The organism is Pseudomonas sp. CFBP 5748 (genome assembly GCF_053850495.1).
In genome coordinates, this window is sequence record NZ_JBSPTN010000003.1 from 454375 (window position 1) to 467261 (window position 12887).

The 12887-nt window shown below is 62.4% G+C and carries 9 protein-coding genes; 5 read left to right on the forward strand and 4 right to left on the reverse strand.

Annotated features, from left to right (window positions below; genetic code table 11):
• Positions 1-70 precede the first annotated feature (70 nt).
• The 5 genes from ACWNZ1_RS09540 to ACWNZ1_RS09560 all read left to right on the forward strand — a co-directional run bounded on the left by ACWNZ1_RS09540 (position 71) and on the right by ACWNZ1_RS09560 (position 6462).
• Positions 71-2506 carry a TonB-dependent receptor gene (locus ACWNZ1_RS09540; protein ID WP_256453184.1) on the forward strand — a complete coding sequence of 812 codons (2436 nt, stop codon included), beginning with the start codon at positions 71-73 and terminating at the stop codon, positions 2504-2506.
• Positions 2507-2569: 63 nt separating this feature from the next.
• Positions 2570-3748, forward strand: coding sequence for an ABC transporter substrate-binding protein (locus ACWNZ1_RS09545; RefSeq protein WP_256453185.1), 1179 nt, complete (start codon positions 2570-2572; stop codon positions 3746-3748).
• On the forward strand, positions 3745-4803 hold the full coding sequence (locus ACWNZ1_RS09550; RefSeq protein ID WP_135845653.1) for a FecCD family ABC transporter permease: 1059 nt from the start codon (positions 3745-3747) through the stop codon (positions 4801-4803). The genes ACWNZ1_RS09545 and ACWNZ1_RS09550 overlap by 4 nt, the downstream gene beginning before the upstream one ends.
• Positions 4797-5552: an ABC transporter ATP-binding protein gene (locus tag ACWNZ1_RS09555; protein ID WP_265072083.1), complete on the forward strand. Its 756-nt coding sequence runs from the start codon at positions 4797-4799 to the stop codon at positions 5550-5552. Before ACWNZ1_RS09550 ends, ACWNZ1_RS09555 begins: the two co-directional genes overlap by 7 nt.
• Before the next feature lie 130 nt (positions 5553-5682).
• Positions 5683-6462 (forward strand): TSUP family transporter, encoded by a 780-nt coding sequence (locus tag ACWNZ1_RS09560; protein ID WP_456027598.1) that lies wholly within the window; start codon positions 5683-5685, stop codon positions 6460-6462.
• On the opposite strand, the gene nudC is transcribed toward ACWNZ1_RS09560, so the two are convergent.
• From nudC to ACWNZ1_RS09580, 4 genes are all read right to left on the reverse strand, one after another.
• Positions 6430-7260 (reverse strand): NAD(+) diphosphatase, encoded by an 831-nt coding sequence (gene nudC / locus ACWNZ1_RS09565; protein WP_135845656.1) that lies wholly within the window; start codon positions 7258-7260, stop codon positions 6430-6432. The genes ACWNZ1_RS09560 and nudC overlap by 33 nt on opposite strands.
• A 6-nt stretch (positions 7261-7266) precedes the next feature.
• On the reverse strand, positions 7267-8079 hold the full coding sequence (locus ACWNZ1_RS09570; protein WP_135845657.1) for a crotonase/enoyl-CoA hydratase family protein: 813 nt from the start codon (positions 8077-8079) through the stop codon (positions 7267-7269).
• A 218-nt stretch (positions 8080-8297) separates the two neighbouring features.
• Entirely contained in the window at positions 8298-9773 is a 1476-nt protein-coding gene (locus ACWNZ1_RS09575) for an efflux transporter outer membrane subunit (RefSeq protein ID WP_135845658.1), read from the reverse strand.
• The gene (locus ACWNZ1_RS09580; protein WP_456027599.1) at positions 9770-12874 is read right to left on the reverse strand and encodes an efflux RND transporter permease subunit; all 3105 of its coding nucleotides are present in this window, start codon (positions 12872-12874) and stop codon (positions 9770-9772) included. Before ACWNZ1_RS09580 ends, ACWNZ1_RS09575 begins: the two co-directional genes overlap by 4 nt.
• Positions 12875-12887: the final 13 nt, after the last annotated feature.

A 12887-nucleotide genomic window follows, 5' to 3' on the forward strand; every position in this document is an offset into this window, starting at 1 on the left:
TGCGAGGGTGATACTTTTTTCGATCCTGGCTGGCTAGAGAACAAACCCCTCTGAACAGGATCATCAAGCCATGCCCGTTGCCCGCCCCCTGCGCTCGGATCGCACGCTGAATCTGGCGATTCGCAGTGCAATGCTCGGCCTTGCACTTTCGACCTTAAGCCCAGGCAGCTGGGCCGCACCGGGCGCGCCGCTGGACAGCATCGCCAGCCAATCCTACAACATTCAACCCGGTCCCCTGGGGCCGACCCTCTCGACGTTCGCCGTGCAGGCCGGCGTCGCCCTGTCGTTCGAACCGTCCCTGACCCAGGGCCTGGACAGCCCAGGCCTGTCCGGCCAGTTCACCGCGCGCGAAGCGTTTGCCCGGCTGCTGGCCGGCAGCGGCCTGGACCTGGTGGCTCGCGACGATGGCAGCTATACCTTGCAAAAACGCAGCACCGACGGCGGACTGACCCTGGCGCCAACCACCGTCAGCGCCACCGAAGCTCGCCCTGGTGATTTGCCGGCCGCCTACAGTGGCGGTCAGGTCGCCCGTGGCGGTCGTGTAGGCCTGTTGGGCAACAAGGACCTGATGGACACACCGTTCAGTGTGAGCAACTACACCTCGACGCTGATGAAAGACCAACAAGCCGTGACCGCCGCCGACGTGCTGGAGCGTGACTCCTCGGTGCGCTCAACCGGCCAGACCGGCGGCATCGTTGACTCGTTCTTCATTCGTGGCTTTCCCGTGGGCGAAGGCAACCTGGGGGAGTTGGCGTTCGACGGCGTGTACGGCGTAGCCCCCAACTATCGGGTATTTACCGAGTACGCTGAGCGTATCGAAGTGATCAAGGGCCCGGCCGCCCTGCTCTACGGCATGTCCCCCAACAGTGGCGTGGGCGGTGTCATCAATATCGTACCCAAGCGCTCGCTGGACGAAGACTTGACCCGTGTGACCGCCAATTACGCCATGGACTCGCAAGCGGGTGGCCACGTCGATATCAGCCGTCGCTTTGGCGAGGAACGACGCTTTGGCGTGCGGGTCAATGGCAGTCTCCAGGGCGGCGACACGGCGATCGACAAGCAGTCGCGGGATGTGGGTATCGGCTCGATCTCCCTGGATTACCAGGGCGACCGATTCAGGACCAGCCTGGACCTGATCAGCCAGGAAGAACAGTGGGACGCGCCGTCCCGACCGTTTCAGATCGCGAACGGTGTCGAGATACCGTCGGCCGCCAACGGGCGCAGCAACGTGACCCAGGAATGGGGCTGGTCGAAGACCCGCGATAAATCGGCGTTGCTCAGTGGTGAATATGACCTGAGCGACAGCCTGACGGTATTTGGCCATGCTGGGGGCGGCAAGTCCGATGTAGCAAGGCTGTCGGACCAGACACCCACAATTATCAATAGCGCCGGGGATACCCGATCGACGCCCGGCTATTACAAGTTCGAAGTGGAGCGCTACACCGTGGACGCTGGTGCCCGGGCCCGTTTCGAGACTGGTCCGGTCAGTCACAGCACCACGCTGCAGGTCAGTCGCTACCGCGATGAACTGCGCAGGGGGATCAATTCAGGCGCCCCCGTATTATCGAACATCTACCACCCGGTGGAGCGCGACAAACCCTCCATTGCCTCCCCCGACGTGCTGAAGATTTCCGACACCGAACTGTCTGGTGTCGCCCTGGCCGACACCCTGTCGATCCTCGACGAACGTGTTCAGGTGACCTTGGGCCTACGCAAGCAAAGCATCGAATCGAACAACTATAACGCTGCTGGAGCGGTCACCACTGCGTATGACGAAAGCGAAACCACACCGCTGTTCGGTGCGGTGATCAAGCCTTGGGAACATGTATCGTTCTACTACAACTACATCGAAGGCCTGAGCAAGGGCGATACCGCGCCTGCGAATGCGAGCAACTCCGGTGAAATATTCAAGCCCTACATCTCCCGCCAGCAGGAAGTTGGGGTCAAGGTCGATTACGGCACCTTCACCTCGACCCTGGCGCTGTTCCAGGTCAAGAAACCCGCCGGCGAATTGACTAACAACACGGCAAACAGTGTGTATTCGGTCCAAGGCGAACAACGCAACCGTGGCATCGAGCTGAACATGTTCGGTGAACTGCGCGAAGGCACTCGCCTGTTGGGTGGTGTCACGTTGCTGGACGGCGAACTGACCAAAAGCGGCACCGCCGCCAATCGCGGCAACAAGCCGGTCGGCGTACCCGAAGTGCAGGCCAACCTCTGGGCCGAATGGGACACGCCATGGGTCCAGGGCGTGACCCTCACCGGCGGCGCGATCTACACCGGCAGCCAGTACGTCGACCAGGCCAACACCCGCGAACTCGATCCTTGGACGCGCTTCGACGCGGGTGCTCGTTATAGCACCGTGCTCGATGGCCGGCCGACTACGTTCCGCGCCACGGTGCAGAACGTCTTCGACCGCGAGTACTGGTCCGGCGTGGCCTCCTATGGTGCGTTCTCCCAAGGGGCACCGCGCACCCTGCTGCTCTCGGCCACGGTCGACTTCTGAGTTTCCCCCGGCCCGGCAGCGCGTGCATCGCTGTCGGCCGGGGCCATCATCAAGGTTTAAACGATGTTATCCAGACCTCGAAAGCTTGCGTCGCTCATCGCTGTGCTGCTGGGTGCCATGACCCTGCTGCTGAGCGGTTTCACCTATTCAGACACGGCACCAGACAGCACGCCAAGAACCACTGTCACCGATTTGCTGGGCCGCCAGGTCCAAGTGCGCATTCCCGTACGCCGGGTGATCCTGGGTGAAGGTCGTCAGTTGTATCTGGTGGCGGCCCTCGACACCGCCAACCCGATCCGGCGCATCGTTGGCTGGCGCAAGGATCTGATCCAGTCCGACCCGGACACCTACGGCGCCTACCTGCGGCGTTATCCGGACCTTGCCAAAGTCCCGACGTTCGGCGGTTTCGAAGACGGCACCTTCGACATCGAGCAAGCGATCAGCCAACAGCCGGACGTCATTATCCTCAACATCGAAGCCCAGCATGCCACCGAGGACGCCCGCTACATCGAAAAGCTCGACGCCCTTGGCATCCCGGTGGTGTACGTGGATTTTCGCAACAACCCGATGCAGAACACCGAACCGACCATGCGCCTGTTCGGCCAGTTGTTCGGCGAAGAAGCCCGCGCCGAGGCGTTCATTGCCTTTAGCCAGCAACAGATCCGGCGTGTCACCGATGTGATCGAGGCCCGCCAACCGCCCAGGCCCAAGGTCTTCATCGAACGCATCGGCGGCTACACCGACGACTGCTGCTTGAGTTTCGGCAATGAAAACTTCGGCCGTTTCGTCGAACTGGCCGGCGGTCACAACATCGCCCGCGCCATCATCCCCAACACCTTCGGCCAGTTGAACCCCGAACAGGTGATCGTCGCCGACCCGGATCAGGTGGTGGTCACCAGCGCAAACTGGCAAGCCTTCGCCCCTGGCGGACATTGGGTTGGTGTCGGGCCCGGTGCCGATCTGGTCGAGGCACGGCGCAAACTGCAGTGGTTCACCCAGCGCCCCGCCTACGCCGGAATCAAGGCCCAGCAAACCCGGGCGTTTCACGCCATCTGGCATCAGTTCTACAACAGTCCTTACCAGTTCATCGCCATCCAGCAACTGGCCAAGTGGTTCCACCCGGATCTGTTCGCCGACCTGGACCCCGATGCCACGTTTCGTGAGTTCCACGACCGATTCCTGCCGGTGCCCTATGAACCAGGCTATTTCGTCAGCCTCAAGCCCGCGCAGGCCCAACCATGAACGGCGGTATCGATCAACTCGCCCTCGGCACGATCTATCGCGCGCAGGTCTGGCGTAAACGACTGATTCTAGTTGGCCTGGGAGCGCTGTTGCTGTTCAGCGTGCTGCTGGACCTGGCCCTCGGCCCGGCCAGCTATGGCCTGGCCGAGGTGCTGGGCGCGCTGTTTGCGCCCGAGTCCGCCGCCCCCCAGGTACGGGTGGTGATGTGGGACATTCGCCTGCCGGTGGCACTGATGGCGGTGGCAGTGGGCGCCGCGCTGTCCTTGGCCGGCGCGCAGATGCAGACCATCCTCAACAACCCATTGGCCAGCCCGTTCACCCTGGGCATCTCGGCGGCGGCCAGTTTTGGCGCCGCCCTGGGGCTGGCGTTCGGCGTGGCGCTAGTGCCGGTGATCGCTCAATACATGGTGCCACTCAACGCCTTTGTCATGGCGATGCTCTCGGCGTTGCTGATTCATGTGTTGAGCCTGCGCCGCGGCATGACCAGCGAAACCATCGTGCTGCTGGGTATCGCCCTGGTGTTCACCTTCAATGCCCTGCTGGCGCTGGTGCAGTTCTTCGCCACCGAGCAAGCCGTTGCGGCAGTGGTGTTCTGGACCATGGGCAGCCTGACCAAGGCCACCTGGCCGAAGCTTGGGGTGATTTGCCTGGTGATCCTTGTCACCTTGCCGATTTTTGCCCGCCGCGCCTGGGCCATGACCGCGCTGCGCCTGGGGGATGAGAAGGCCGCAAGCTTCGGCATCAATGTGCGCAAGTTACGTTTGCAGACCCTGATCATGGTCAGCCTGCTGGCCTCATTTCCCGTGGCGTTTGTCGGCACCATCGGCTTCATCGGCCTGGTGGGCCCGCACATTGCGCGGATGCTGATCGGAGAGGACCAGCGCTTCTTCCTGCCGGCCTCGTTGCTGACTGGCGCGTTGATCCTGTCGGCCAGCTCGGTGGTGAGCAAAACCCTGATACCAGGCGCGATCTTCCCCATCGGCGTGGTCACGTCACTGATCGGCGTGCCTTTTTTCATCTCTCTCATTCTTGGCGGGAAGAAGCAGTCATGGTGACGATTGAACTGACAGGCCTCGGCGCCCGTTATGGTAGTCGACCGATCCTCGAGGCAATCAATACCCCGGTTTTCTGCGGTGGTGAAGTGGTTGCGGTGGTTGGCCCCAACGCGGCCGGTAAATCCACGCTGTTCAAACGCATCGCCGGCCTGATCGACGGCCCCGGCCAGGTGCGGTTGGAAGGTTCGCGCAAAGGCCCGGAGGGCATCTGCTACATGCCGCAGAACCTCAACACCAGTGCCCGGCTGACGGTCTACGAATCGGTGCTGCTGGCCCGCAAGCAACAGGCTCCGGGCTGGGCCGTACAAGCCGATGAACTGGCGGTGGTGGACCGCATCCTTGCATCCCTGGGCATCAGCGAGCTGTCGTTTCGCAACCTCGGTGAATTGAGCGGCGGGCAGCAGCAACTGGTGTCCATCGCCCAGACACTGGTGCGCGAACCCGAGGTCTTGCTGATGGATGAACCCACCAGTGCCCTGGACATGCACCGTCAGGTCCAGGTCCTGACCTTCATGCGCACCCTCGCCCGCCAACATGGAATCATCCTGTTCATCGCCATCCATGACCTGAACCAGGCGTTTCGCTTCGCTGACCAGGTGTTGGTCATCGCCCAAGGCACCCTGCAAGGCAGCGGTCCGAGTGAGGACGTCATCACCGAGCAGATGCTGCGCACGGTGTACCGGGTCCAGGCGCGGATCGAGCGGTGTTCACGGGGTGAGCGGCATATCATTGTCGATGATGTGGTTTGAGGGCTGTGACCGAACTCTGTGGGGGCTTACGGGACTACGCACCCACCGGCTGTCGCAGCCCTGCACCATTATGGGTAACATACCGGCCTTCCCCGCAGCCCTTCTGCGATCTGCCGAATAAGTCCATTCCATGCCTTTCGAACTCAGTGTTGACCTCACTACCCTCGCTATCCTTGCCGTTGTCGCCTTCATTGCCGGTTTCATCGATGCCATTGCCGGCGGCGGTGGCCTGTTGACCACGCCTGCGCTGTTGACCGCCGGCCTGCCACCGCACCTGGTGCTGGGCACCAACAAGCTCAGCTCGACCTTCGGCTCGGCCACGGCCAGCTTCACCTTCTACAAGCGCAAGCTGTTCCACCCCCGGCAATGGACCCACGCCCTCGTCGGCACGCTGGTGGGTGCCTTGACCGGCGCCATCGTCGCCCATTACCTGCCTGCCGAATGGCTGAACAAGATGCTGCCGGTGATCGTCTTCGCTTGCGGCCTGTACCTGCTGTTCGGCGGCACGCCCAAAGCGCCGCTGGACAGCGACGCACCGATCAAGAAAACGTGGCAATCACCCCAGGGCTTCATCCTGGGTTTCTATGACGGCGTGGCCGGCCCGGGCACGGGTGCGTTCTGGACCGTCAGCAGTCTGCTGCTCTACCCCATCGACCTGGTCAAGGCCAGCGGCGTGGCCCGCAGCATGAACTTCGTCAGCAACATCGCGGCGCTGTCGGTGTTCATCTTCTCGGGTCAGGTGGATTGGATCATCGGCCTGAGCATGGGCCTGTCGGTGATGGTCGGCGCGTTCTTCGGCGCTCGCACCGCCATCAGCGGTGGCGCGAAGTTCATTCGACCGGTGTTCATCACCGTGGTACTGGGCTTGACCGTGCGCCTAGCCTGGCAGCACTGGTTCAGCGTGGCCTAGACGCCGCGCCACGTAGAGATCGATCAGGTAACGGGCGATGGAACGCGAGGCCGGCAACGGCGGCAGGTCGTGGACGTTGAACCACTGGGCGTCCTCGATTTCATCCTCCTGGGGCACGATGTCGCCACTGGCGTATTCGGCGTGAAAGCCCAGCATCATCGAATGGGGGAACGGCCAGCACTGGCTGCCCATGTACTGGATGTTCTTCACCTCGATGCTGACCTCCTCGCGCACCTCGCGAATCAGGCAATCCTCAGCCGACTCGCCCGGTTCGGCAAACCCGGCCAGGGTGCTGTAGACGCCGGTGACGAAACGCGGCGAACGGGCCAGCAGGACTTCATCGCCGCGGGTAATCAACACGATCATGCTCGGTGAGATCCGCGGGTAATGCCGCAGATCACAGACATCGCAATACATCGCCCGCTCCAGCCGGATCTGACTCATGCGCTTGCCGCAACTGCCGCAGAAACGGTGTTCCCGGGCCCAGGTACCGATCTGCGCCGCGTAGCCCAGCACTTTGTACAGCGTGTGGTCATCTTCGAGCATGAAGGCCCGCAGGCCTTTCCAGTTACAGCCGGGAACGTCCAGCGAGCTGTGCAATTCCAGCAGGTAGACCGGCTCACCATCCAGGTGGCCGATACCGTGCTCGGCAAGAATCGACAGGTCCTGGCGCTTGAGCCAGTCGCGGGGAAACAGCGCGCCGTTGTCATCGAACAGAAAGCCTTCCGGGCTACGGGCCACGGCCCAGCCGCCAGGAAGGTCGGTATCGAGTACTGCGGTGGTCCAGCGTGAAATCATGATCATTCAATCCAGAAATTCGGGCTTCTGTTTGCTCATATGGGCGGCCATGGCCACACGCAGGTCGGTCGATTGCAGCATGGCGGCGTTCCACGTGGCGACGTATTCCAGGCCGTCGTCGATGCGGTGATCGCGCATGTAGCTGATCATTTCCTTGGTACCGGTCACGGCAATCGGCGACTTGGCGGCGATTTCCCGGGCAATGCCCATCACCCCGTCGAGCAGGCTGGCGGCATCGCTGTAGACACGATTGACCAGGCCGATGCTGCGCGCTTCTTCGGCACCGAAGGTGCGCCCCGTATAAGCGAGTTCACGCAGCATGCCGTCCCCGATGATCCGCGGCAAGCGTTGCAAGGTGCCAACGTCGGCGGCCATGCCGATGTCGATTTCCTTGATGGAGAACTGGGCGTCCTCGGCGGCGTAACGCATGTCGCAGGCGGCAATCAGATCAATGGCGCCGCCCAGGCAGTAGCCCTGGATCGCTGCGAGCACCGGTTTGCGGCAGTTGTCCACGGCGTTGAACGAGGCTTGCAGTTGCAGGATCTTGCGCCGTAACAGGCGCGCATTGCGCCCCACATCCTTGCCCAGTTCGTTGGCCACACCGGCCAGCATCATCAGGTCTATCCCTGAGGAAAAGTGTTTGCCAGCACCGCTGAGCACCACCACCCGTGCTTCGTCGGTGTCATCGATCCATTGGAAAATTTCGATGATCTCGCTCCAGAACGCGGCATTCATCGAGTTGATCTTTTCCGGGCGATTGATCTGCACATGGGCGATGTTGTCTGCAAGTTCGACGTTGAACGCTTGGTATTGCGACATGGCAGTGATCCTTTACCGGTTGAAAAGAGGCCTGAACTATAACAAGCCAACGCGACAGGTCGTAGACAGTGCATCGGCCAAAAGCGGGACTGCCTAGGCATTACAGGAGCCCTTGCTCGCGATAGCGGTGAACCATTCAATACAGATGTCGGCTGACTTGACGCTATCGCGAGCAAGCTCACTCCCACAGGTTTTTGCAGCGCCCTAGTTCCTCGCGATTATTCGTTCACCTGCATCTGCCCATCCCAACCCCCACCCAGCGCAGCGATCAACTGCACGCTGGCAATCAACCGGCTCTGCTGAAGGCTCAACACATTGCGCTCATTGCTCAAGGCCGTGGCCTGGACCGTCACCACGTCAAGGTAGGCAATCAGCCCGGCCTTGTACTGGTTCTGGGTCAGGCGCAGGGATTCACGGGCGGCATCCAAGGCTTCCTGGCGCACACGAGCTTCGTCTTCCAGCACCTTGAGCTGGATCATGTAGTTTTCCACCTCGCGAAAACCGTCGAGCACGGTCTGGCGGTAGGTGGCGACGGTCTGGTCATAGGCCGCGACCGTGCGATCGACTTCCGCCGAACGCTGGCCGCCGTCAAACAGCGTCATCGCCAATTGCGGCCCTACCGACCAGAAGCGGTTCGGCACGCTGACCCAATTATCGTAGGTACTGCTGCTGTAGCCACCGCTCAGGCTCAGGGTCAGGTCCGGGTAATAGGCGGCCTTGGCCACGCCAATGTTGGCGTTGGCGGCCATCACCGAGCGTTCTGCCGAGGCGATGTCCGGTCGGCGTTCGAGCAGTTGCGACGGCAGCGCCACCGGAATTTGCGGCAGCGCCGGGATGTCCTGGGTTTCGGCCAGGTTGAACTCGGCGGGCGGCAGGCCCATCAGCACGGCGATGGCGTTTTCGAACTGGGCCCGCTGCCAGATCAGGTCGATCAGGTCGCCCTGGGTGGTCTTGAGCTGGTTCTGCGCCTGGGCCACCGCATCCTTGCCGGACACCCCGGCGCGGTACTGGTTTTCGGTCATCTTCAGCGAGCGCTGATAGTTGTCGACGGTGGTCTGCAACAGGCGTTTCTGTTCATCGATGACCCGCAATTGCAGGTAGTTCTGCACCAACTCCGATTGCTGGCTCAGGCGCATCGCGGCCAGGTCGGCGAAGCTGGCTTGCGCGCTGGCCTCGTCGGCTTCCAGGGTCCGACGCAGTTTGCCCCAGACGTCGGCCTCCCAACTGACTCCGGCCTGGGCATTGTAGGTGTCGCGGATGCCGCTGGAGGAGCTGCTCAGGCTCGAACTGCTGCTGCCGGTGCCCTGGCTGGAGCGGGTCTTGCCCACGGTCAGGTCGACGGTCGGAAAAAATGCGCCACGGGCACTGCGCACCAGCGCCCGGGCCTGCCGGTACTGGGCTTCGGCCTGGGCCACGGTCTGGTTGGAGGTGTTGAGTTTCTCCACCAAACCATTGAGCTGCGCGTCACCGTACAACTCCCACCAGGCGCCACGGGCCAACGCGTCACTGGGGTTGGCCTGGCGCCAGCCCTGGGCCTCTTTGTACTGCACCGGCGCGGCAGCCGGCGGGCGCTGGTAATCCGGGCCGATGGCGCAGGCGCTGAGCATCGCCACGCACAGGGCCAGGCTCAGCACCCGCGAGCCACGGGCAGTCGCCAGCGGTGCGGCAAGATTGAAAAGCGAACGGTCGGTCATAGCGGAGTTTCCAGGGCAGCATCAGTGCGCACGCCGCGCCAGCGATTGAAACGATGGCGCAGTTTATCGAGATAAAGGTAAACCACCGGGGTGGTGTAAAGGGTCAGGACCTGGCTGAACACCAGCCCACCGATGATGGTCAGGCCCAGCGGCTGGCGCATTTCCGAACCTTCGGCGGCACCGAGTAGCAGCGGCAAGGCGCCGAGGATCGCCGCCAGCGTGGTCATCAGGATCGGTCGCAAGCGCAACAGGCAGGCACTGCGGATCGACTCCAGCGGCGCCTGGCCTGCGCGTTCCAACTGCAGCGCCAGGTCAATCATCAGGATCGCGTTTTTCTTCACCACACCGATCAGCAGGAACAACCCCAACAGGGAGATCAGGCTGAACTCCCCGCCCAGTGCGTAGATCGACAGCAACGCGCCGACCCCGGCCGATGGCAAGGTGGACAGAATGGTCAACGGATGGATGTAGCTTTCGTACAGCACGCCCAGCACCAGGTACACCGCCAGCAACGCGCCCAGGATCATGAACGGCTGGCTCTTCTGGGTGGCGGCGAAGGCGTCGGCGGTGCCGGCCATTTTCGCGATGACATCCTCGGGCAAGCCCAGCTTGGCGATGGCCCGTTCAATGGCGGCGGTGCCCTGCTCCACCGTCACGCCTTCGGCCATGTCGAAGGAGATGCCCTCGGACGCGAACTGGCCCTCATGGCTGACCCGGTCGTCCTCCAGGCTGTTTTCATAATGGGCAATGGCCGACAGCGGCACGCGCGCGCCGTCAGCGGTAATGACCTGGACCTGTTCAAGGGTCTTGGGGTCCTGGGCGTACTTGGGATTGACCTCCATTACCACCTGATACTGGTTGAGGCTGTCGTAGATGGTGGAAATCTGCCGCTGGCTGTAGGCGTTGTTCAGCACGGCGGTGACCATGTCCATATCGATGCCCAGGCGCTTGGCCTGGTCGCGATCCACCACCAGCGTCACCTGCTGGGCACCACCGCCGTCACGGGCGTCGATGGCGGTCAGTTCCGGCAAGGCGCGGAAGGCGGCCACCACCTTGGGGTACCACGTGCGCAAGGAGGCCAGGTCTGCGCTTTGCAGGATGTAGGAGAACTGCGAAGTGGTCTGCTCGCGGCCGCCGCCAAACTGCAGGTCCTGGTCGGCCATCAGCATCAATTGGCCGCCGGGAACCTTGGGCATTTCCTTGCGCAGGCGCTCGATGACTTTCTGCGCGGAAATCCCGCGCTCCTTGATCGGCTTGAGGCGCACCAGCATGAAGGCATTGTTGGTGCCGTTGTTGCCGCCGATGAAACCGGCGACGCTCTGCACCGCCTCGTCCTTGAGCACGGCGCGGCGAAAGATTTCCATCTTCGGCTGCATCACGTTGAACGACAGTCCGTCATCGCCACGCACGAAACCGATCAACTGACCGGTGTCCTGCTGCGGCATGAAGGTCTTTGGCACTACAACGTACAACGCGATGTTCACGCCAATGGTCAGCAACAGGCTCAGCAAGGTCAGGCGCCGATGGCGCAGGACCCAGTCGAGGCTGGTGGCGTAACCACGGACCATCCGCTCGTTGAGCCGCTGGCTCCAGCGCTGCAAGCGGTTCTCCTGACCAGGCACGTGCGGCTTGAGCCAACGCGCACAGAGCATCGGCGTGAGGGTCAGCGACACCACCAGCGAGACCACGATGGACGCCGCCAGGGTGATGGAAAACTCACGGAACAGGCTCTCGATGATCCCGCCCATGAACAGGATCGACAGGAACACCGCCACCAGCGAGACGTTCATCGACAACAACGTAAAGCCGACTTCTTCGGCCCCCAGGTAGGCGGCTTTCATCGGCGGCACGCCTTCGTCGATGTGCCGGGAGATGTTCTCCAGCACCACGATGGCATCGTCCACCACCAATCCGGTGGCCAGGATCAGCGCCATCAGTGACAGGTTATTCAAGGAAAAGCCGTAGAGGTACATCACCGCGAATGTGCCCACCAGCGACACCGGCACCGCCAGGGTCGGGATCAGTGAAGCGCGGAAATTACCGAGAAACAGGAACACCACCAGCACCACCAGGGCGACGGCGATCAGCAAGGTCATTTCCGCTTCATGCAGCGTGGCCTTGATTACCGGCGAGCGGTCCATGGCCAGGTTCAACTTGACGCTGGCCGGCAGCACGGCCTGCAACGCCGGCAGTTGGGCCTTGATCTCGTTGACCGTCTCGATGATGTTGGCGCCGGCCTGGCGGTTGATCACCAGCAGCACGGCGGCATCGTTATTGAAGAATCCACTGTTGTAGCGATCCTCGACACTGTCGGTGACTTTCGCCACGTCCTTGAGCCGAAGCACCGAGCCGTCCTGGTAGCGGATGATCAGCGTTTCGTAGTCCTTGGCCTTCTCCAACTGGTCATTGGCCTGGACCTGCCACATGCGTCGGTCATCCTCCACCGAACCCTTGGGCCGGCGTACGTTGCTGTCGGCAATGGCGGTGCGCACATCATCCAGGGCCACGCCGTACTGATTGAGCAACTGCGGCTCCAGTTCGATACGTACCGCCGGCAAGGAGCTGCCGCCGATCTGCACCTCGCCGACGCCCGGGACCTGGGACAGGCTCTGGGACAGGATGGTCGAAGCCAGGTCGTAGAGCTGGCCCTTTTCCAACACATCCGAGGTCAGCGACAGCACCATGATCGGCGCCTGGGACGGGTTGACCTTCTTATAGGTCGGCATACTGCGCATGCCGCTGGGCAGCAAATTACGCGAGGCGTTGATTGCCGCTTGTACCTCCCGCGCCGCGCCGTTGATGTCGCGGTCCAGGTCGAATTGCAGGATCACCCGGGTCGAGCCCTGGCTGGAACGGCTGCTCATGGTGTTGACGCCGGCGATGGCGCCGAAGGAGCGTTCCAGCGGGGTCGCTACGGTGGAAGCCATCACCTCGGGGCTGGCCCCGGGCAAGTTGGCCTGGACCACGATCACCGGAAAATCCATCTGCGGTAGCGGTGCAACCGGCAACAGGCCAAAGCACACACCGCCGAGCAGCATGATGGCGAAGCTCAGGAGCATGGTTGCTACAGGGCGGCGGATGAAGGGGCCGGACAGGTTCATCGGCAGCCGCTCC